Below are 18,158 nucleotides of genomic sequence, written 5' to 3'. Positions count from 1 at the left end.
ATATGTTACAACCAAAGCGTACAAAATTCCGTAAGGTTCACACAGGCCGTAACCGTGGTCTTGCGCAATCAGGTAACAAAGTCAGCTTCGGAAGCTTCGGACTAAAAGCAGTTGACCGTGGTCGTATGACTGCGCGTCAAATCGAAGCCGGCCGTCGTGCGATGACTCGTCACGTTAAGCGTCAAGGTAAAATCTGGATCCGTGTATTCCCAGACAAGCCTATTACCAAGAAGCCATTAGAAGTTCGTATGGGTAAAGGTAAAGGTAACGTTGAATACTGGGTAGCACAGATTCAGCCAGGTCGCGTACTGTACGAAATGGACGGTGTTTCTGAAGAACTGGCACGTGAAGCGTTCCGCCTTGCGGCACGTAAATTGCCATTCAAAACCACTTTTGTTACTCGGACGGTAATGTGATGAAAGCAAGTGAACTTAAAGAAAAAACCGTTGAGCAGCTGCAAGAAGAATTGCTGAACTTGCGTCGTGAGCAGTTCAACCTGCGTATGCAAGCGGCAACAGGTCAGCTGAATCAGACTCACATGATGAAGCAAGTACGTCGCGATATCGCACGTATTAAAACCATCTTAAATGAGAAGGCAGGTGCGTAATGGCTGAAGAAAAACGTGTTCGTACACTGCAAGGCAAAGTTGTGAGCGACAAGATGGATAAAACCATCACTGTAGCGGTAGAGCGTCGTGTTAAGCACCCGATCTACGGCAAATACATCTCGCGTACAACTAAAGTACACGCACATGATGAAGAGAATCAGTGCAAGATGGGCGATACCGTGATTGTTCGCGAATCACGCCCTCTTTCCAAGAATAAATCTTGGGCATTGCTCGAAATCGTTGAACGTGCTGAAATTGTCTAATTGCAGTTCGTAACAATATATACAAAGGCCTCCCTTGCGGAGGTCTTTTTTTTGATCTAAATAAAGTTTATTACGGTATACTTTATGACAAAATAATAACGTTACCCGTATTTTCATCTAAAGTAAGGAGCACAACATGACGAAAAGTTGGGTGCTAGCCGCCTCAATGCTGGCTGCCAGCCCAGTCTACGCTGTACCGATGCAGCAGGATCAGGAGTCGGTTCAGAAGGAGATTGAGGCATTAAAGCAAAAGCTGGCAGATCTCGAGGCGCGTTTAGCTAAGCAAGAAAAAGCTAAAGAAAAAATGAAAGAACATCATCAAGAGATGATGTCCAAAAAAGATTATGCTAATAAATCCAAACGGTCTCGTCGTATGCAAAGCGAAGAAGTGGCTGATTCAGGGGTTCAGGCACGCTTAGCTAAGCTCGAAGAGAAAACGGAAGAAAACGAAAATTGGCCAATTAAAGTACACGGTGCCGTTCGTTTTCAATACGAATACAATAACTATGACCGTGACAATGAAAACCGCACGGGCGACCTAGATTTTGATATTTTCCGTTTGAATTTTGATGGTGAAATCGGTGATGTTATTCTCTCTGCTGAATACCGCTGGTTCCAGTATCAAGACGTCGTGAAACACGCTTGGTTTGGGTATAACTTTACCGATAAGTGGCAAGGCCAAATTGGCGTTGTTAAAGTGCCATTTGGTAATATGCCTTACAACTCTCACAGCTACTTTTTCAACTCAACATTTTATATTGGGCTAGAGGATGAGCACGATAACGGTATTAGATTCCTTTACCGCGGTGATGACTGGGATTTCGATATCGCTTATCACAAGTCCGATGAACAGGGTGGTGTTGATGGCTCAGCAACAGACCGTACAGCGCGTTACAACTACGATACTGTAGGTATTCGTCTGCCGGGTCAGGGCGCTTATGACACACCTGGGTTACCGATTGGTGAAAGCAATAGTTATGCATTGCGTGCCGCTCGCAAGTTTACGTTCAGTGATGAAGAAAACTTAGAGATCGGTGTATCGGCTCAAGGTAATAATTTCTATTCAGGTTCGGCGGCTGAAGGCTTTACTGCTGCACAAGAATATGAAAACCAAAACGTCGGTAATCGTTTTGCATGGGGTGTTCACGGTAACTACAACAATGGTCCTTGGAATGTTCAGCTACAGTACGCTGACTACGAGTATGACTTAAAGGTTGAAAATCGTGGCGTCTACATGGGTGCCTATGCCTACTATGATGCTATCCCAACTGAAGCCAAAGTTTATACAGGGAATGTGGCTTATACGTTGCCGGTAAACATTGGACCGATAACTTCGCTTACATTCTATAATGATCATAGCATTATAACCGATAAGCGCGGCTACCAGGACGATACTTGGATGAATGTTCTAGGCGTCGCCGTAGCAGCAGGCGGTGGTTTTTATACGTATATCGATTACGTGAAGGCCAAGAACCAACCGTTCATTGGAGGCAATATTGCTACTGATGGTGGTGAAGTAAATGATCGCTTTAATATTAACTTTGGTTATTACTTCTAAGGGTTAGTTACTTTGATCCAACGCAGAAAGTGGCGCCTCGGCGCCACTTTTTATTTGTCTGTTTCATGTTGATAGGCGTCTTCTTTATCACGCAAATCTCGTGTCGGCGCAAATTTTGGGAGCTCGGTGTGAAGCGCTGCTTTGGCAAGAATGTGAGCACTGATAGGAGCAGTTAGAAATAGGAAAATGGCTATCAGCAACTCGTTGAGTGTGAGAGTGCCCTGTGCCGAGGTCGATATGATTGCTGCTATTACTGTCCCACCAATTCCCATGGTAGTATTTTTAGTTGGCGCATGTAGGCGTGTAAAAAAGTCAGGTAATATTGCAAGACCAAGCGAACCGATGAAGGCAAATACCGCACCAATTAAGATGAAGAAAGCGATCACCCACTGTACCCACAACGGTAATTGATTTAAAGCTTCCATTGGTTTCCTCTTTTATTCAATTAAATCACCACGGAGTAAAAACTTACCCGCTGCAATCGTGCTAACAAAACCAAACATTGCAATCAAAAGAGCTGCTTCGAAATATGTTTGTGTATTTTGATAGATGCCGAGTAACAACAGCAGTGCTAACGAGTTTATATACACTGTATCCAGTGCAAGAATTCGGTCGGGTAGATGAGGACCTTTAGCAAGCCGCCAGAAGTTCATTATAATCGACAAACTAAACAGTACGAACGCTATGTGAATTACAGTCGTTAGCATTGGAATATCTCCTTCAAGCGACGCTCGTAGCGCTGACGTATCACGTTAATCGTTTCTTCTGGTGTCTCGTCAGAAAAAGCATGGATTAGTATGCCTCGGCGACCCCGAGTAATTTCGCAAGACACTGTTCCAGGGGTCAGAGTAATAGTGCTCGCCAAAATTGTTACAGGCAGTTCGTCTGTCATATCCAGAGGGAATACAAACAAAGCAGGTTTGAGGTGCTTTCTACGGCCTAAGATTAAAGCAGCCACTTTAAAGTTGGCCACGATAATATCGAAAATCAAAATAACGAGATAGACCAGCGCCAAATGTGGCTTTTTAATAGTTTTAAAATCAGGCCAAGCGGGCCGTAACAAAAGCGGTATTAAGGTCGTTATAATTAAACCTAGGATCACCACACCAGGTGCTATTGAATTAAATAGCAGCAACCATATGGCAAATAAGCTTAGTGTTAGAAATGGAGCTGGAAACACTTTACTCATATTGGTTCTCCTCGCCGCTACTAGGCGCAATGATTGTGGTCGGGTAAGATTGCGTATCGAGTAACTCGTCAGCAACACTATCGGTGTAGTCACGGATAGGGTTAGCAAATATAGTTAATATCAATGAGAGCGATAATAACATCCCGATTGCCACACGCTTTCCTATAGGAGCTGATTGTTCATTCGGTTTACCCTGCAGAGTATGCCAAATCATTTTACTACCAGTTCGGCTCATCATTATTAACATCACTAAGGTGGCAAGTAGCATTGTCCCCCACAACCAAAAACCACTCGTTGAGACCGGTGCGGCTTGTAAAATCATGAGTTTCCCAGCAAATCCACTTAATGGAGGTAAGCCGATAATTGCGATGGCCGCAATCAGAAACATAACGGCGTAGGTGTTGTGATTTGCCATACGTTTGCCTGTAACGATACGAGAAGCTGTTTTTCCACGTTCGAATGCCATGACGTCGGCAAGCAAAAACAAAGCGCCTGTGATCACTGTTGAATGAATTAAATAGAACAGGGCTGTACTGATTCCCGCAGCAGAGCTAAAGCTATAAGTTGCTAATAGTGTGCCTACCGAAACGATAACTAAATAAGCAACAAGTAATCTAAAGTCACGGGTACCTAGCATGCCAATAATGCCAAATATTAACGTCAATATACCGAGTATCCATAGCCAGTCTGCTGCGAGCCAAACGAGTTCGTTCGCCTCGGGCCCAAAGATAAGTGTGTAGACACGAATGATTGAATAGACGCCGACTTTGGTCATTATTGCGAAGAGCGCAGCAACCACTCCCGTGGTCGTCGAATAGGCCTGCGGTAGCCAAAAGTGTAGCGGAAGAATCGCTGCTTTAATACCAAACACAGCGAGCAACATGAAGCCTCCAGCTCTCGCCAATGCGGCCTCGTCACCTGATAACTGAGCCACCTTAACCGCCATATCGGCCATGTTAAGTGTACCCGTTGTTGCATATAAGGTGCCCACACTAATCAAAAATAGTGCACTACCGAGCAAGTTTAGTAGTACATAATGGAGCGTCGAACGTACCCGGAATTTGCCACCGCCATGCATCATTAGTCCGTATGACGAGATTAGTAACACCTCGAAAAAGACAAATAAGTTAAAAAGATCGCCCGTGGCAAAGGCGCCGATGATGCCCATTACCTGGAACTGGAAAAGTGCATGGAAATGGGAGCCTAGATTATCTTCGGTATAACAACCATAGATCAGCACCGGCAGTGCTAATACAGCGGTTAATAGGATCATTAAGGTACTGAGTTTATCCAGTACAAGTACAATACCAAAGGGAGCTGACCAGTCACCCAAAGCATAGACTAACATGCCGTTTTGGTTAACGTGCACAAGTAATAATGCGGCACAAACGAGCGTAAGAATACTTGATGCTAAACCAAGCGCGCGCCGTTTAGGCTGAGGACGGTCGCCCCAGGGTAATAGCTGCAGTAGCGCTGTGAATAAGGGTATCAGTATTGGTAAAATTGCTAGGTGTTGTTGCCACATCAGCGTGAAGACTCCCCACTATCTTGTTCGTTCACTTCATCCGTTCCAATTTCACCCCGTGTACGAACCGCCAAAATGACAGAGTACGCGGTCATCGCAAAACCTATTACAATTGCCGTCAGCACGAGTGCCTGCGGTAACGGATCGGCGTATTCGGTGTTCGTACCTAAGATAGGTGCACCGTCAATGGTGAGCCTGCCTGTGGAAAATAGGAATAAGTTGACCGCATACGAGAGCATGGTTATTCCAACCACGACAGGAAATGAACGACCTCTTAGGATCAGAAATACACTGCAGGCGGTTAAAACACCAACGGTCACTGAGAATAATGTTTCCATCTAGTTCCCCTCCTGACGCGGACGATGACGCGTTGTCATTTTCCCAAAGTTACTTAAAATCATCATGGTGGCTCCAATTACGGTTAGGAATACCCCCAAATCGAACAATAACGCAGTTGCGAATTCAAACTTACCAACAAGCGGCCATTTTAAATATGTGAACCAAGAGGTAAGGAAGGGCCGGTCGAAGAACCAACTACCAACGCCTGTTAATGCCGCAATCATCACGCCAAACGACATGAGTGATTGGTAATTTACATTAAATCGTTCCTTCACCCAGTCTACACCGTTAGCAATGTACTGGAGGATCATTGCTGAGGCCGCGATAAGACCGGCGATAAAGCCCCCTCCGGGCAGATTATGGCCGCGCAGGAAGATGTAGACCGCTACCACCATTGCCATCGGAAGGATTAAGTTCGCAACGTTAGTGAGCATCAGCGGGTGTTTGATACGATGCCATGGTCGTCCATCAATATCGCTCGACGGCATGAACGGTTTGAGCTTATTGAGTAACTTATGAATTCCCGCTGCGGCAATAGCTAAAACTGTAATTTCACCGAGAGTGTCGAAGCCACGAAAGTCGACTAGGATAACGTTGACGACGTTAGTGCCACCACCGCCTGTTTTTGCATTCGCAATGAAAAAATCTGAAATCGTTTCAAAGTCACTCGTCAGGATCCCGTAGTTTAGTGTTGCAACTATACCACCGATTAAACTTGCGATTAAAATATCACGAAATACACGATGCCCGGTTGACGCGCGGGCTGTTTTCTGCGGCATAAAAAATAATGCAAGTACCATGAGAATAATGCTGACTACTTCGACGACCAGCTGTGTCATAGCGAGATCGGGGGCCGAGAAATGCGCGAAGGATAGCGATACCACAAGCCCGACGACTGAAAGCATCATAAGCATAATAAAACGGTGACGATGCAAAACAGCCGTGGCAAAGCCTGCAACCATGAGCACAGAAGCACCGACAATAGAAACAAAGTCAACGGGCAGTTGTTCTCTCGAGCCTTCCAAAGTCACTATTTCAAACAACTGCGGAATTACCAGTACGATGACGGAAATAAGTACTAACGCCATGTAGCGCTGTAACGAGCCCGTATCTATATACGTGAACAACTTGTTGGCACTATCGCATATCGACTGCACGATACGCTCGAAGTTATGCTTGGCATCTTGCCCTTCAAACTGACGATTAAACGTAAACAGTTGATCGCGCTGACTGTAGATAACAATACCACCTACAATAGCGACGGCGCTCATCAACAGTGGGAGGTTGAAACCATGCCAGAGTGCCAGTTTTACCGTTATGTTATCGAGTACAACACTACTTACTGCTTGGTTTAATATACCGGACACCGTGAGCATTGGGAGTAGCCCTATGATAATGCACATGAGTGACAATATAAGAACCGGCAATGCCATCATTTTCGGCGGGTCATGAGGTTGTTTTGGAAGCTCCTTGTACTCACCATTAAAAAACACGTCATGAATAAACCGAATAGAATAAGCGACCGATAGTGCTGCGCCCACGGTGGCGAGTACAGGAACAAACCAACTTAATCCACCGAACAGATGTTGGTTGAGAGCTTGGTCCAAAAAAAGCTCTTTAGACATAAAACCGTTAAAGGGGGGAACGCCAGCCATCGATGCAGTGACGATCATCGCAAGCGTCGCGGTAATCGGCATAAACTTGAGTAGACCTTGTAGCTTGCGCATATCTCGCGTGCCAGCCTCATGGTCAATTATGCCGGCGGTCATAAATAACCCAGCCTTGAAACACGCGTGATTAATCACGTGGAATAGCGCCGCGATCACAGCAGCCTGTGAGCCGATTCCAAGCAACATACAAATAAGGCCTAAATGGCTTACCGTTGAGAAGGCCAATAACCCTTTTAAGTCGTGTTTAAGTAGTGCGAAATAAGCACCGACTAACATTGTGATCAGACCAATGAGCGTAACAGTAATAAACCAAAACTCGGTTCCCGCCAGAGCAGGGTGCATGCGCGCAAGCAAAAATATACCGGCTTTAACCATCGTGGCTGAGTGCAAGTAAGCACTTACAGGCGTTGGTGCAGCCATAGCATGAGGCAACCAAAACTGAAATGGAAATTGAGCTGACTTAGTAAATGCGCCCAACAATACCAGAATGAGTGCAGGGATATATAAACTGTGTGCTTGAATTGCGTCTTTCGCGGCAAATATTGCGTCCAACTGGTAGCTACCGGCAATATGCCCAATAATCAGCAAGCCAGCGAGCAGTGCTAGTCCACCGGCGCCTGTTGTTGCAAGTGCCATGCGCGCGCCACGACGAGCGTCACTTTGATGATACCAATAACCTATCAACAAGAATGACGATATACTAGTGAGTTCCCAGAATGCCCACATCAACAGCACATTATCGGCTGTGACGATGCCAAGCATTGACGACATAAATAGTAATAAACAGGCGTAGAAACGACTGTCATTATCTTTACTAGACAAATAGTAATGGGCGTATAGGACAATCAACACACCGATACCGAGAATAAGGCTAACGAACAGGAGCGATAAGCCGTCCAGACGGAAGGCAAGGTCAAAATCAATATTCGGTAGCCACTGCTGTATGGCTGTGGGAATATCTCCTGCCAGCGTTTGCTGGGCAAGTGGCCATGCAACCAAAATGCATGAGATGGGTATTGCAATCGTCGCTATCGTCTTTACAGGTCGACTCGTTCGTCGAAGCAGTAAAGGAATCAAAGCACCAATCATTGGCGCGAACACAATATAAAATAGGTTCATAAGCTAAAACGTCTGGCCTCGGTTGCTATTCCACAGAACTGTACAAGTCAAACACAAACAATGTTTTACGACTTTACCATTGTAAAGGATGAGTGCCAACTGATACCGGTCGAGATACGGTGATTAACAAAAAAAGTGAGATAACCCTATCGCTTCAAATTTTTATCTGTTACAATTCGCCGCCCTTTTTATAAGGGAAAAACCAAAAGGCAGCACGACCCGAGAGGGTCTGTTTTTTTAACTAAGCGGGGCACTGAAATGATCCAAATGCAAACTACCCTGGACGTTGCCGATAACTCCGGCGCGCGCAGCGTACAATGTATTAAGGTTCTAGGTGGTTCGCACCGCCGCTACGCGAACATCGGTGATATCATCAAAGTTACTGTCAAGGAAGCAATTCCGCGCGGTAAGGTGAAAAAAGGCGATGTTGTGAATGCGGTGGTCGTTCGCACCAGAAAAGGCGTCCGTCGTCAAGACGGGTCGGTCATCCGTTTTGACCGCAACGCGGCTGTGTTGTTAAACAACAACCAACAGCCAATTGGTACTCGTATCTTCGGTCCGGTAACTCGTGAGCTGCGTTCTGAGCAGTTTATGAAGATTATCTCGTTGGCACCAGAAGTTTTATAAGGAGTCCATTATGGCGGCAAAAATTAAACGTGATGACGAAGTAGTCGTCCTGGCCGGTAAGGACAAGGGCAAGCAAGGCAAAGTCCTTAAAGTTCTTACCGATAAGAATCGCGTGATTGTGGAAGGTGTTAACGTTGTCAAGAAACATCAAAAGCCAAATCCGGCTTTAGGTGAATCAGGTGGCATCGTTGAACAAGAAGCACCAATCCATATTTCAAACGTAGCGATCCTTAACCCAGAGACAGGTAAAGCAGATCGTGTTGGATTCCGATTCGAAGACGGCAAAAAAGTCCGTTTCTTCAAATCGAACAACGCAATCATTTAATTCAATTTTGGAGTTTTACGATGGCGAAACTGCATGATTTTTATAAAGAATCGGTAGTTCCTGGACTGATGAAAGAGTTCAGCTACAACAGCGTCATGCAAGTCCCTCGGATTGAGAAAATCACCCTTAACATGGGTGTTGGTGAAGCTCTGGCTGACAAAAAAGTACTTGATAATGCAGTGGCAGACTTAGAGGCTATCTCTGGTCAAAAGCCAATTCGTACTGTAGCACGCAAGTCTGTCGCCGGTTTCAAAATCCGTGAAGGCTTCCCGATTGGCTGTAAGGTAACTCTGCGCGGCGAGCGTATGTGGGACTTTTTGCAACGTCTAATCTCGATTGCAATTCCACGTATCCGTGACTTCCGTGGCCTCAACCCTAAGTCGTTTGATGGTCGTGGTAACTACAGCATGGGTGTTCGTGAGCAGATCATCTTTCCGGAAATCGACTATGACAAAGTCGACAAGGTACGTGGTCTGGATATCACCATTACCACTAATGCTGGCACAGATGACGAAGCTCGTGCTTTGCTAGCTGCCTTTAACTTCCCGTTCAGAAAGTAAGGTGTAGAGTTATGGCAAAACAGTCAATGAAAGCGCGTGACGCGAAGCGAGCAAAGCTTGCGTCAAAATACGCAGAAAAACGCAATGCACTGAAAGCGGTCATTAATGACCCGAAAGCATCAGACGAAGAGCGTTGGGAAGCCGTACTTAAATTGCAACAGCTCCCACGTGATGCCAGTCCGACACGTCAACGTAATCGTTGTCGTATTACTGGTCGTCCTCACGGTTTCCTCCGTAAGTTTGGCATGAGCCGAATCAAGGTGCGTGAGATGGCGATGCGCGGTGAAATTCCTGGCTTGAAAAAAGCTAGCTGGTAAGCCACGAATCACGGGAGAAAGCAAATATGAGCATGCAAGATCCAATTGCGGATATGTTCACACGCATTCGCAACGCTCAAGGTGCTAACAAAGTGTCAGTAAAGATGCCTTCATCTAAGCAAAAAGTGGCAATCGCCGAAGTGCTTAAGAAAGAAGGTTTCATTATTGATTACCGCACTGAGAGTACTGCTAAACCTGAGCTTGAAATCGAACTTAAATACTTCGAAGGAAAGCCAGTTATTGAATCTATCGAGCGCGTTAGTCGTCCTGGTCTGCGTATTTACAAAAAACGCAACGAGTTACCTAACGTGATGGGTGGTCTGGGTATCGCTGTTGTTTCAACATCGAAAGGCCTAATGACCGACCGTGCCGCTCGCCAAGCTGGTCTTGGTGGCGAAGTCATCGGTTACGTAGCGTAATTAGGAGGTAGGAGATGTCACGTGTTGCTAAAGCACCTATTGAGATTCCTGCTGGCGTTGAAGTTACGCTAAACGGTCAGGAAGTTACCATTAAGGGTGCCCAAGGCTCACTGAGTCACGTTGTTAACGACGCGGTAGAGCTTGTTCAAGAAGAGAACGAGCTACGCACTGTCCCACGCGATGGAGTTGCAAACTCTACTGCGCAAGCGGGCACTGCACGCGCGTTGTTAAACAATATGGTAGTTGGAGTAAGCAAAGGGTTTGAACGTAAGCTGCAATTGATGGGTGTTGGTTACCGTGCGCAAGCGCAAGGTAATAAATTGAACCTAACTTTGGGCTTTTCACATCCTGTAGAGTTCGAGATTCCAGCAGGAATCACAATCGAAACTCCTTCTCAAACTGAGGTTGTCGTTAAGGGCGCAAACAAGCAGCTTGTTGGACAAGTTGCCGCTAACATCCGCGCATATCGTAAACCAGAGCCTTACAAAGGCAAAGGTGTTCGTTATTCGGATGAGCAAGTGCGCCGTAAAGAAGCCAAGAAAAAGTAGGGTAATACGATGGACAAGAAAGCAGCTCGCTTACGTCGTGCTACTCGCGCACGTAAACAAATCAAAGAGTTGGGTGCAAACCGTCTGGTTGTACACCGTACGCCAAGACATATTTATGCACAGTTGATCGCACCTAACGGATCTGAAGTGCTAGCAGCCGCTTCGACGGTTGAAAAGGCGATCCGTGACCAAGTGGAAAAAACAGGTAATGCTGATGCCGCTAAGGTTGTGGGTAAAGTTATCGCTGAACGCGCGGTTGAAAAAGGTATCAAAGACGTTACTTTTGACCGCAGTGGTTTTAAATACCACGGTCGCGTTGCTGCATTAGCAGACGCTGCGCGTGAAGCTGGACTTCAGTTCTAGGAGACGAACATGGCAAATGTAGAAGCTCAAAACGGTGAACTGATTGAAAAGTTGATCACAGTTAATCGTGTAGCAAAAGTTGTTAAAGGTGGTCGTATCTTTAGCTTCACTGCACTGACTGTGGTTGGCGATGGCAAAGGCAAAGTCGGTTTCGGTTACGGTAAAGCACGTGAAGTGCCTGCCGCTATCCAGAAAGCGATGGAAAAGGCACGTCGCAACATGGTGACTGTGCAGCTTAAGGGTGAAACTTTACAGCACCCGGTTAAAGGCCGTCACTCAGGTTCACAGGTATATATGCAACCAGCCTCTGAAGGTACCGGTATCATCGCAGGTGGTGCGATGCGTGCGGTATTGGAAGTTGCAGGTGTACATAACGTGCTTTCAAAAGCATATGGTTCAACCAACCCAATCAACGTTGTTCGTGCAACTATCAAAGCATTGAACGACATGAAGTCGCCTCAGCAAGTTGCGGCTAAGCGTGGATTGCGCGTTGACGAGATACTGGGGTAGTGAACAATGGCGAAAAAGACATTAAAAGTAACACAGACGCGTAGCTCTATCGGTCGTTTACCGAAACATAAAGCTACACTACGTGGCTTGGGTCTCCGCCGTATTGGTCACACAGTAGAGTTGGAAGACACTGCTGCAGTCCGCGGTATGGTGAACCAAGTAATTTACATGGTTAAGGTGGAGGACTAAGCGATGAAACTTAATACTCTTGCTCCTGCACCGGGTGCAAAAAGCAGTAAGAAGCGCTTAGGTCGTGGTATTGGTTCTGGTCTCGGTAAGACTGGTGCTCGTGGTCACAAAGGTCAGAAGTCACGTTCTGGCGGTACCGTGAAGCCAGGTTTCGAGGGCGGTCAAATGCCAATTCAGCGTCGTTTGCCGAAATTTGGCTTTACTTCACGTAAAGCGGCATTAACAGCTGAAGTAAACCTAGCTGAGATCGCTAAAGTTGACGGCGATGTCGTTGACTTAGCAGCGCTTAAAGCGGCTAACTTAGTTCGTAAAGACGTTTTGACTGCTAAGGTCATTAAGTCGGGCGAAATCAGTCGTAAAGTAGCTGTTAAAGGTCTTAAAGTTACAAAAGGCGCTCGCGAAGCTATTGAAGCTGCTGGCGGAAACATCGAAGGATAGGTCTCATGGCTAAACCAGGATTGGAATCAAATCGAGCGCAAGGTGGCTTGTCGGAACTCAAGCGTCGCCTGTTGTTTGTGTTAGGAGCGATTATCGTCTTCCGAGCGGGCTCCTTTGTGCCTATTCCTGGTATTGATGCCGCCGTGTTAGCTCAGCTGTTCTCACAGCAAAAGGACACCATCGTTGCCATGTTTAACATGTTCAGCGGTGGTGCACTTGAGCGCGCATCCGTTTTTGCACTGGGAATAATGCCTTATATCTCTGCTTCAATTATTATGCAATTGGCTACGGTTGTTCACCCGCGTCTAGCAGAATTGAAGAAGGAAGGTGAGGCAGGTCGTCGTAAAATTAGCCAGTATACTCGTTGGGGTACGCTAATTCTTGCTACGTTCCAGTCAATAGGGATTGCCACGGGCTTACCTAACTTGATGCCTGGCCTGGTCATTGATCCAGGCTTTCAGTTTTACTTCACCGCCGTTGTGAGTTTAGTCACCGGCACCATGTTCTTAATGTGGTTGGGTGAACAAATTACTGAACGAGGCATCGGTAACGGTATCTCTATCCTGATTTTCGTGGGTATTGTTGCGGGCTTGCCTTCTGCTATCGGTCAGACAGCAGAACAGGCACGTCAAGGCGATTTAAATATATTACTCTTGTTGCTTATTGGTGTAATCGTGTTAGCGGTTACTTACTTTGTTGTTTTCGTAGAGCGTGGTCAACGTCGTATCGTTGTAAACTACGCCAAGCGTCAGCAGGGACGTAAAGTATTCGCGGCTCAAAGCACACACTTGCCATTGAAAGTTAATATGGCGGGTGTAATACCACCAATCTTTGCATCAAGCATCATCCTGTTCCCGGGTACAATTGCGACCTGGTTTGGATCAGGTGACGGTGTTGTTGCTGATGTTTTGCAGCAAATTTCGATGACTTTATCTCCAGGTCAGCCACTTTATGTGTTACTATATGCGGCTGCGATTATTTTCTTCTGCTTTTTCTACACGGCGTTGGTATTCAACCCGCGTGAAACGGCAGATAATCTGAAAAAATCTGGAGCGTTCATTCCGGGTATCCGCCCAGGTGAACAAACGTCTAGATACATCGATAAAGTAATGACTCGCTTGACATTGGCAGGCGCGCTATACATTACCTTTGTATGTTTGGTTCCTGAGTTTATGATGATCGCTTGGAACGTTCAGTTCTACTTTGGTGGCACTTCGCTACTGATTATTGTGGTAGTCATCATGGACTTTATGGCACAGGTACAGACTCATATGATGTCTCATCAATACGATTCTGTGCTTAAAAAAGCTAACCTTAAAGGCTACGGCCGCTAAGGTTGGATAGAAACGGAGAGTAGCAATGAAAGTTCGTGCTTCCGTGAAGAAAATCTGCCGTAACTGCAAAATCATCAAGCGCAACGGTGTTGTGCGCGTGATTTGCACTGATGCAAAGCATAAGCAACGGCAAGGTTGATTCGAAGGAAAGGGCGGCGGCTTTAGGGTCGCCACCTTTAGTATTTGCAATTCGGCAATCGGTTGAGTATCCTAACGGGCTTTTCAACTGAAGCCTACAAAAAAAGGAGACGTGTTAGTGGCCCGTATCGCTGGCATTAACGTTCCTGACAATAAACACGCAGTGATTGCATTGACTGCAATCTACGGTATCGGTCGTACTCGCTCTAGCGCAATTTGCGAAGCAGCGGGCATTGCTGAAGATACCCAGATCGGTACATTGTCAGAAGAGAAATTAGACGTTCTTCGTGAAGCAGTAGCTAAGTATGCAGTCGAAGGTGACCTGCGTCGCGAAGTTTCAATGAACATCAAACGGTTGATGGATCTCGGATGTTTCCGTGGTCTTCGTCATCGTCGCAGCCTCCCTTTACGTGGACAGCGCACTAAGACAAACGCGCGCACTCGTAAAGGACCGCGCAAACCGATTAAGAAATAAGGGGGATTGAGTAATGGCTAAAGCACAGACTCGTTCTCGCAAGCGCGTTAAAAAGCAAGTCGCCGATGGCATGGCTCACGTGCATGCATCTTTCAACAACACCATCATCACCATCACAGACCGTCAAGGTAATGCGTTGGCATGGGCTACAGCTGGTGGATCAGGGTTCCGTGGTTCACGGAAATCAACCCCGTTCGCTGCGCAGGTTGCTGCTGAGCGTGCTGGTGAAATGGCGAAGGAATATGGTCTTAAGAACTTGGAAGTATTTGTAAACGGTCCAGGTCCAGGTCGTGAATCATCTATTCGCGCACTGAACGCCGTAGGATACCGCATCACGAATATTACCGATGTGACACCTATTCCTCACAACGGTTGTCGTCCGCCTAAGAAACGTCGCGTTTAAAGGCGTGAATCGATAGTTGGAGAAAGATCATGGCAAGATATTTGGGTCCTAAACTCAAGCTAAGCCGTCGCGAAGGAACAGACTTGTTCCTGAAAAGCGGCGTACGCGCAATCGATTCTAAATGTAAGATCGAAACTGCTCCTGGTCAGCATGGTGCCCGTCGTGGCCGTTTGTCTGATTACGGTGTTCAGTTGCGCGAGAAGCAAAAAGTACGTCGTATGTACGGCGTTTTAGAGAAGCAATTCCGTAACTACTACAAAGAAGCTGCTCGTATTAAAGGCAATACCGGTGAAAACCTGTTGCAGTTGCTAGAACAGCGTTTGGATAACGTAGTTTATCGTATGGGCTTTGCGTCAACGCGCGCAGAAGCTCGTCAGCTAGTCAGTCACAAAGCTGTTGTTGTTAACGGTCAAGTGGTTAACATTCCATCATTCATGGTTCGCCCTGAAGATGTAGTGTCTGTTCGCGAAAAAGCTAAAAAGCAAGCACGTATTAGTGCAGCGCTTGAGCTTTCAGAGCAGCGAGAAAAGCCAGTTTGGTTAGAAGTTGACAGCAGCAAAATGGAAGGTCAGTTCAAGCGTCTTCCTGAGCGCAGTGATTTGTCTGCTGAAATTAACGAACAGTTGATCGTAGAGCTTTACTCTAAGTAAAGCTTAAGCATAGAGAGAGGACACAATGCAGGGTTCTGTTACCGAATTCCTAAAGCCGAGGTTAGTTGACATCGAGCAAATTAGCACGACTCACGCCAAGGTGACACTGGAGCCTCTAGAGCGTGGCTTTGGTTACACCCTAGGCAATGCTTTACGTCGTATTCTATTGTCGTCAATGCCAGGCTGTGCAGTGACTGAAGTAGAAATCGACGGTGTGCTGCACGAATACAGCAGCAAAGAAGGCGTGCAAGAAGATGTCATCGAAATTTTGTTGAACCTCAAAGGGCTGTCTGTCAGCTTAGAAGGTAAAGACGAAGCGACGTTGACCTTGAATAAATCCGGTGCAGGTCCTGTAACCGCAGGTGATTTCCAGCACGATGGTGATGTTGAAATCGTCAATCCTGAGCACGTAGTTTGTCACCTCACTGGCGACAACGAATTGAATATGCGTGTTAAGGTTGAACGTGGTCGTGGTTATGTTCCTGCGTCGGCTCGTCAGTCAGAAGATGACGAGGAGCGTCCGATCGGTCGTCTGTTAGTGGATGCCTCTTTCAGTCCAGTTGAGCGTATTGCGTACAGCGTTGACGCTGCACGTGTTGAACAGCGCACCGACTTGGACAAGCTGATTATCGAAATGGAAACCAATGGTACATTGGATCCAGAAGAAGCGATTCGTCGTGCTGCTACAATTCTAGCTGAACAGCTAGAGGCATTCGTCGAACTTCGTGATATCAGCGAGCCGGAAGAGAAGGAAGAGAAACCGGAGTTTGATCCGATTCTCCTCCGTCCGGTAGATGACTTAGAATTGACTGTTCGTTCTGCAAACTGCTTGAAAGCAGAAGCAATTCAGTACATTGGTGACTTAGTACAACGTACCGAGGTTGAGTTATTAAAAACGCCTAACCTTGGTAAGAAATCGCTTACTGAAATCAAAGACGTCTTGGCGTCTCGTGGTCTATCTCTCGGCATGCGCCTTGAGAACTGGCCACCAGCAAGCTTGATCGACAACGACTAAGTTACCTTGGTAATTGATTTACTGAGAAGGGTATAGGTATGCGCCATCGTAAGAGTGGTCGTCAACTCAATCGTAACAGCAGCCATCGTCAAGCGATGTTCCGCAACATGGCTAGCTCGTTGGTGCGTCATGAGATCATCAAAACGACGTTGCCAAAAGCGAAAGAGTTGCGTCGCGTAGTCGAGCCGTTGATCACAATGGCTAAGCAAGACAGCGTTGCAAATCGCCGTTTAGCATTTGCACGTACACGTGATAAAGAAGTAGTGGGCAAGCTTTTCAATGAACTTGGTCCGCGTTATGAATCTCGCCCAGGTGGCTACACTCGCATTATGAAGTGTGGTTTCCGTGCAGGTGATAACGCACCAATGGCTTACATTGAATTGGTTGGCCGTCCCGAAGTAGAGGAAGTCGAAGAAGTAGCGGAAGCTGCGGAATAAGATTTCTGATACTAAAAAAAGCCGGCTTTTCAGCCGGCTTTTTTATATCCGTTACGCATGGTGAGCTATTTGTCGGCTTTGTTGCTATAGACTTTTGCGACTTGCTGTTCAGTTAAGTAGCCGTGCTCTTTAAACCATTCCAATTCTTCGCGATTAATCCCCTGTGCCTTTGCCTCAACTATAAAGCGATTCCACTGTTCAGGTTTAGGTCTTGTCTTCTGCTCTGCATTGTTAAAATTAAAAAAGTCTTTTACAGCGACAAATGCATGTTTGGTGATTTGAGGTATTTCCTTTATAGAAGAAACGACCGCATCTAGAAAATTGTCAGGCGAACTTTCGGCAGCCGATTTAACGACCGTTTCACTCATTCTCGGTTCACTCACTATGGCTACCCGTACAATAGTATTTAATTTTTCCGGTGCGAGACGAGTTGCTGTCGTCACAATATCATCGATATAACTCGGCTCTACATCTATTGCCTGCGCGATGGTTTCGTCGAACGCCTGCGGCGCGACTAAGTGAGTTGTCGTTAGCACGTCGGAAGTGAGTGCCGGCTCAACCTGAATAACCGCACGGTTAATAACTGGAATTCGTGTCGGGTAATGTTGATAGGCGGCAATTAAGATTTGATTGACGTGTTGTGGGTAGTGATTGACAAGTATTCTTACCGTACGCGTAATAGAAAAATTGTAATTTAGGTGGTCATCAATAACCGAGTTGTATTTGTCTACTAACTTTTTTTCTTGTGGTGTGAGTGTTGCTAAGTTGAGGTCAAATGCTTTGGCGCCTACAACGGGGTTAGTTGATTTTACGTGAACGTTAAAATTAGCCTTTGCTTCTCCGGATACAATAAAAAGACTCGCAGTGAAAACTGTCACGAGCGATAGTCTCGTACAAAAGTGCATTATAGATCCCCCAATACGACTAAATTACATCCATGTTTTATGTGTACATACTTGCTTTGTTTGTTATTTATAGTTAAAAGTTCCCATGAATCAAACAATAAAGCAACAAATAGGTTCAAAAAGTGGTCGTTTAAAATTAATTTCAAAAAAGTGCTTGCAAGTGTGAATAGGATCTCTATAATTCGCCGCCGTTGTCACAGAGAAAGACGCGGAAGCGCAGTGTGACACGGTCGTC

At 46.2% G+C, this 18,158-nt stretch carries 28 protein-coding genes; 21 read left to right on the top strand and 7 right to left on the bottom strand.

Features of this window, described 5'->3' with window-relative positions:
• The first annotated feature begins 2 nt into the window (after positions 1-2).
• From rplP to AWU56_RS12295, 4 genes are all read left to right on the top strand, one after another.
• Positions 3-416, top strand: a complete 414-nt coding sequence (gene rplP / locus AWU56_RS12310; protein ID WP_006956454.1) for a 50S ribosomal protein L16 — start codon at positions 3-5, stop codon at positions 414-416.
• Positions 416-607 (top strand): 50S ribosomal protein L29, encoded by a 192-nt coding sequence (rpmC, locus tag AWU56_RS12305; RefSeq protein ID WP_006956453.1) that lies wholly within the window; start codon positions 416-418, stop codon positions 605-607. The genes rplP and rpmC overlap by 1 nt, the downstream gene beginning before the upstream one ends.
• A complete protein-coding gene (gene rpsQ, locus AWU56_RS12300) occupies positions 607-870 on the top strand; it encodes a 30S ribosomal protein S17 (protein ID WP_006956452.1) in 264 nt (87 codons plus the stop codon). The genes rpmC and rpsQ overlap by 1 nt, the downstream gene beginning before the upstream one ends.
• A gap of 136 nt (positions 871-1,006) precedes the next feature.
• Complete coding sequence (locus tag AWU56_RS12295; protein WP_286682686.1) at positions 1,007-2,428, top strand: carbohydrate porin; 1,422 nt, start codon at positions 1,007-1,009, stop codon at positions 2,426-2,428.
• A 50-nt stretch (positions 2,429-2,478) separates the two neighbouring features.
• Here the strand turns inward: AWU56_RS12295 and AWU56_RS12290 are convergent, their stop codons facing one another.
• The 6 genes from AWU56_RS12290 to AWU56_RS12265 are packed head-to-tail and all read right to left on the bottom strand — an operon-like array spanning position 2,479 to position 8,270.
• Complete coding sequence (locus AWU56_RS12290; protein ID WP_006956450.1) at positions 2,479-2,853, bottom strand: Na+/H+ antiporter subunit G; 375 nt, start codon at positions 2,851-2,853, stop codon at positions 2,479-2,481.
• Between the two features lie 12 nt (positions 2,854-2,865).
• Positions 2,866-3,135, bottom strand: a complete 270-nt coding sequence (locus AWU56_RS12285) for a K+/H+ antiporter subunit F (RefSeq protein ID WP_006956449.1) — start codon at positions 3,133-3,135, stop codon at positions 2,866-2,868.
• The gene (locus tag AWU56_RS12280; RefSeq protein WP_006956448.1) at positions 3,129-3,617 is read right to left on the bottom strand and encodes a Na+/H+ antiporter subunit E; all 489 of its coding nucleotides are present in this window, start codon (positions 3,615-3,617) and stop codon (positions 3,129-3,131) included. The genes AWU56_RS12285 and AWU56_RS12280 overlap by 7 nt, the downstream gene beginning before the upstream one ends.
• Positions 3,610-5,142 (bottom strand): monovalent cation/H+ antiporter subunit D, encoded by a 1,533-nt coding sequence (locus AWU56_RS12275; protein ID WP_286682685.1) that lies wholly within the window; start codon positions 5,140-5,142, stop codon positions 3,610-3,612. The genes AWU56_RS12280 and AWU56_RS12275 overlap by 8 nt, the downstream gene beginning before the upstream one ends.
• On the bottom strand, positions 5,142-5,480 hold the full coding sequence (locus AWU56_RS12270; protein WP_006956446.1) for a Na+/H+ antiporter subunit C: 339 nt from the start codon (positions 5,478-5,480) through the stop codon (positions 5,142-5,144). The genes AWU56_RS12275 and AWU56_RS12270 overlap by 1 nt, the downstream gene beginning before the upstream one ends.
• On the bottom strand, positions 5,481-8,270 hold the full coding sequence (locus AWU56_RS12265; protein WP_286682684.1) for a monovalent cation/H+ antiporter subunit A: 2,790 nt from the start codon (positions 8,268-8,270) through the stop codon (positions 5,481-5,483).
• A gap of 258 nt (positions 8,271-8,528) precedes the next feature.
• Here AWU56_RS12265 and rplN point away from each other — a divergent pair, with 258 nt between their 5' ends.
• The 17 genes from rplN to rplQ all read left to right on the top strand — a co-directional run bounded on the left by rplN (position 8,529) and on the right by rplQ (position 17,018).
• On the top strand, positions 8,529-8,897 hold the full coding sequence (rplN, locus tag AWU56_RS12260) for a 50S ribosomal protein L14 (RefSeq protein ID WP_006956444.1): 369 nt from the start codon (positions 8,529-8,531) through the stop codon (positions 8,895-8,897).
• 10 nt (positions 8,898-8,907) lie between these two features.
• Positions 8,908-9,222, top strand: a complete 315-nt coding sequence (gene rplX, locus AWU56_RS12255; protein ID WP_006956443.1) for a 50S ribosomal protein L24 — start codon at positions 8,908-8,910, stop codon at positions 9,220-9,222.
• 20 nt (positions 9,223-9,242) lie between these two features.
• On the top strand, positions 9,243-9,782 hold the full coding sequence (gene rplE / locus AWU56_RS12250; protein ID WP_006956442.1) for a 50S ribosomal protein L5: 540 nt from the start codon (positions 9,243-9,245) through the stop codon (positions 9,780-9,782).
• Positions 9,783-9,793: 11 nt separating this feature from the next.
• Positions 9,794-10,099 carry a 30S ribosomal protein S14 gene (rpsN, locus tag AWU56_RS12245; protein WP_071463929.1) on the top strand — a complete coding sequence of 102 codons (306 nt, stop codon included), beginning with the start codon at positions 9,794-9,796 and terminating at the stop codon, positions 10,097-10,099.
• Between the two features lie 26 nt (positions 10,100-10,125).
• Positions 10,126-10,518 carry a 30S ribosomal protein S8 gene (gene rpsH / locus AWU56_RS12240; protein ID WP_006956440.1) on the top strand — a complete coding sequence of 131 codons (393 nt, stop codon included), beginning with the start codon at positions 10,126-10,128 and terminating at the stop codon, positions 10,516-10,518.
• Between the two features lie 14 nt (positions 10,519-10,532).
• A complete protein-coding gene (rplF, locus tag AWU56_RS12235) occupies positions 10,533-11,066 on the top strand; it encodes a 50S ribosomal protein L6 (RefSeq protein ID WP_006956439.1) in 534 nt (177 codons plus the stop codon).
• A 9-nt stretch (positions 11,067-11,075) separates the two neighbouring features.
• The gene (rplR, locus tag AWU56_RS12230; protein ID WP_006956438.1) at positions 11,076-11,429 is read left to right on the top strand and encodes a 50S ribosomal protein L18; all 354 of its coding nucleotides are present in this window, start codon (positions 11,076-11,078) and stop codon (positions 11,427-11,429) included.
• Between the two features lie 9 nt (positions 11,430-11,438).
• Positions 11,439-11,939 carry a 30S ribosomal protein S5 gene (gene rpsE, locus AWU56_RS12225; RefSeq protein ID WP_286682683.1) on the top strand — a complete coding sequence of 167 codons (501 nt, stop codon included), beginning with the start codon at positions 11,439-11,441 and terminating at the stop codon, positions 11,937-11,939.
• A gap of 6 nt (positions 11,940-11,945) precedes the next feature.
• On the top strand, positions 11,946-12,128 hold the full coding sequence (rpmD, locus tag AWU56_RS12220; RefSeq protein ID WP_006956436.1) for a 50S ribosomal protein L30: 183 nt from the start codon (positions 11,946-11,948) through the stop codon (positions 12,126-12,128).
• A gap of 3 nt (positions 12,129-12,131) precedes the next feature.
• Entirely contained in the window at positions 12,132-12,566 is a 435-nt protein-coding gene (rplO, locus tag AWU56_RS12215; protein ID WP_006956435.1) for a 50S ribosomal protein L15, read from the top strand.
• Positions 12,567-12,571: 5 nt separating this feature from the next.
• Positions 12,572-13,900, top strand: a complete 1,329-nt coding sequence (secY, locus tag AWU56_RS12210) for a preprotein translocase subunit SecY (protein ID WP_006956434.1) — start codon at positions 12,572-12,574, stop codon at positions 13,898-13,900.
• 25 nt (positions 13,901-13,925) lie between these two features.
• Entirely contained in the window at positions 13,926-14,039 is a 114-nt protein-coding gene (gene rpmJ, locus AWU56_RS12205; protein WP_006956433.1) for a 50S ribosomal protein L36, read from the top strand.
• A gap of 117 nt (positions 14,040-14,156) precedes the next feature.
• Positions 14,157-14,513 carry a 30S ribosomal protein S13 gene (gene rpsM, locus AWU56_RS12200; protein ID WP_006956432.1) on the top strand — a complete coding sequence of 119 codons (357 nt, stop codon included), beginning with the start codon at positions 14,157-14,159 and terminating at the stop codon, positions 14,511-14,513.
• A gap of 13 nt (positions 14,514-14,526) precedes the next feature.
• Positions 14,527-14,916 carry a 30S ribosomal protein S11 gene (gene rpsK / locus AWU56_RS12195; RefSeq protein ID WP_006956431.1) on the top strand — a complete coding sequence of 130 codons (390 nt, stop codon included), beginning with the start codon at positions 14,527-14,529 and terminating at the stop codon, positions 14,914-14,916.
• A gap of 29 nt (positions 14,917-14,945) precedes the next feature.
• Complete coding sequence (gene rpsD / locus AWU56_RS12190; RefSeq protein WP_006956430.1) at positions 14,946-15,566, top strand: 30S ribosomal protein S4; 621 nt, start codon at positions 14,946-14,948, stop codon at positions 15,564-15,566.
• Positions 15,567-15,591: 25 nt separating this feature from the next.
• Positions 15,592-16,581, top strand: coding sequence for a DNA-directed RNA polymerase subunit alpha (locus AWU56_RS12185; protein WP_286682682.1), 990 nt, complete (start codon positions 15,592-15,594; stop codon positions 16,579-16,581).
• 38 nt (positions 16,582-16,619) lie between these two features.
• Positions 16,620-17,018 (top strand): 50S ribosomal protein L17, encoded by a 399-nt coding sequence (rplQ, locus tag AWU56_RS12180; protein ID WP_006956458.1) that lies wholly within the window; start codon positions 16,620-16,622, stop codon positions 17,016-17,018.
• A 65-nt stretch (positions 17,019-17,083) separates the two neighbouring features.
• Here rplQ and AWU56_RS12175 read toward each other — a convergent pair whose 3' ends face one another.
• Complete coding sequence (locus AWU56_RS12175) at positions 17,084-17,896, bottom strand: hypothetical protein (protein ID WP_286682681.1); 813 nt, start codon at positions 17,894-17,896, stop codon at positions 17,084-17,086.
• Positions 17,897-18,158: the final 262 nt, after the last annotated feature.

Source organism: Idiomarina sp. T82-3 (assembly GCF_001577655.1).
Taxonomy (GTDB): domain Bacteria; phylum Pseudomonadota; class Gammaproteobacteria; order Enterobacterales; family Alteromonadaceae; genus Idiomarina; species Idiomarina baltica.
The sequence above is the reverse complement of the archived record's forward strand: the minus strand, read 5'-3'. Positions and strand labels throughout refer to the sequence as shown.

Bases quoted from the DNA above. Each gene is read 5' to 3' on its own strand.
- AWU56_RS12295 (WP_286682686.1), top strand. From the start codon at position 1,007: ATGACGAAAAGTTGGGTGCTAGCCGCCTCAATGCTGGCTGCCAGCCCA.
- rpsD (WP_006956430.1), top strand. From the start codon at position 14,946: ATGGCAAGATATTTGGGTCCTAAACTCAAGCTAAGCCGTCGCGAAGGA.
- AWU56_RS12275 (WP_286682685.1), bottom strand. From the start codon at position 5,142: ATGTGGCAACAACACCTAGCAATTTTACCAATACTGATACCCTTATTC.
- rpsQ (WP_006956452.1), top strand. From the start codon at position 607: ATGGCTGAAGAAAAACGTGTTCGTACACTGCAAGGCAAAGTTGTGAGC.
- rpsH (WP_006956440.1), top strand. From the start codon at position 10,126: ATGAGCATGCAAGATCCAATTGCGGATATGTTCACACGCATTCGCAAC.
- rpsE (WP_286682683.1), top strand. From the start codon at position 11,439: ATGGCAAATGTAGAAGCTCAAAACGGTGAACTGATTGAAAAGTTGATC.
- AWU56_RS12185 (WP_286682682.1), top strand. From the start codon at position 15,592: ATGCAGGGTTCTGTTACCGAATTCCTAAAGCCGAGGTTAGTTGACATC.
- AWU56_RS12290 (WP_006956450.1), bottom strand. From the start codon at position 2,853: ATGGAAGCTTTAAATCAATTACCGTTGTGGGTACAGTGGGTGATCGCT.
- rplP (WP_006956454.1), top strand. From the start codon at position 3: ATGTTACAACCAAAGCGTACAAAATTCCGTAAGGTTCACACAGGCCGT.
- AWU56_RS12265 (WP_286682684.1), bottom strand. From the start codon at position 8,270: ATGAACCTATTTTATATTGTGTTCGCGCCAATGATTGGTGCTTTGATT.
- rpmC (WP_006956453.1), top strand. From the start codon at position 416: ATGAAAGCAAGTGAACTTAAAGAAAAAACCGTTGAGCAGCTGCAAGAA.
- rpsK (WP_006956431.1), top strand. From the start codon at position 14,527: ATGGCTAAAGCACAGACTCGTTCTCGCAAGCGCGTTAAAAAGCAAGTC.
- rplX (WP_006956443.1), top strand. From the start codon at position 8,908: ATGGCGGCAAAAATTAAACGTGATGACGAAGTAGTCGTCCTGGCCGGT.
- rpmJ (WP_006956433.1), top strand. From the start codon at position 13,926: ATGAAAGTTCGTGCTTCCGTGAAGAAAATCTGCCGTAACTGCAAAATC.
- AWU56_RS12280 (WP_006956448.1), bottom strand. From the start codon at position 3,617: ATGAGTAAAGTGTTTCCAGCTCCATTTCTAACACTAAGCTTATTTGCC.
- AWU56_RS12270 (WP_006956446.1), bottom strand. From the start codon at position 5,480: ATGGAAACATTATTCTCAGTGACCGTTGGTGTTTTAACCGCCTGCAGT.
- rplR (WP_006956438.1), top strand. From the start codon at position 11,076: ATGGACAAGAAAGCAGCTCGCTTACGTCGTGCTACTCGCGCACGTAAA.
- rplO (WP_006956435.1), top strand. From the start codon at position 12,132: ATGAAACTTAATACTCTTGCTCCTGCACCGGGTGCAAAAAGCAGTAAG.
- rpsN (WP_071463929.1), top strand. From the start codon at position 9,794: ATGGCAAAACAGTCAATGAAAGCGCGTGACGCGAAGCGAGCAAAGCTT.
- rplN (WP_006956444.1), top strand. From the start codon at position 8,529: ATGATCCAAATGCAAACTACCCTGGACGTTGCCGATAACTCCGGCGCG.
- secY (WP_006956434.1), top strand. From the start codon at position 12,572: ATGGCTAAACCAGGATTGGAATCAAATCGAGCGCAAGGTGGCTTGTCG.
- rplF (WP_006956439.1), top strand. From the start codon at position 10,533: ATGTCACGTGTTGCTAAAGCACCTATTGAGATTCCTGCTGGCGTTGAA.
- rplE (WP_006956442.1), top strand. From the start codon at position 9,243: ATGGCGAAACTGCATGATTTTTATAAAGAATCGGTAGTTCCTGGACTG.
- AWU56_RS12285 (WP_006956449.1), bottom strand. From the start codon at position 3,135: ATGCTAACGACTGTAATTCACATAGCGTTCGTACTGTTTAGTTTGTCG.
- rplQ (WP_006956458.1), top strand. From the start codon at position 16,620: ATGCGCCATCGTAAGAGTGGTCGTCAACTCAATCGTAACAGCAGCCAT.
- rpmD (WP_006956436.1), top strand. From the start codon at position 11,946: ATGGCGAAAAAGACATTAAAAGTAACACAGACGCGTAGCTCTATCGGT.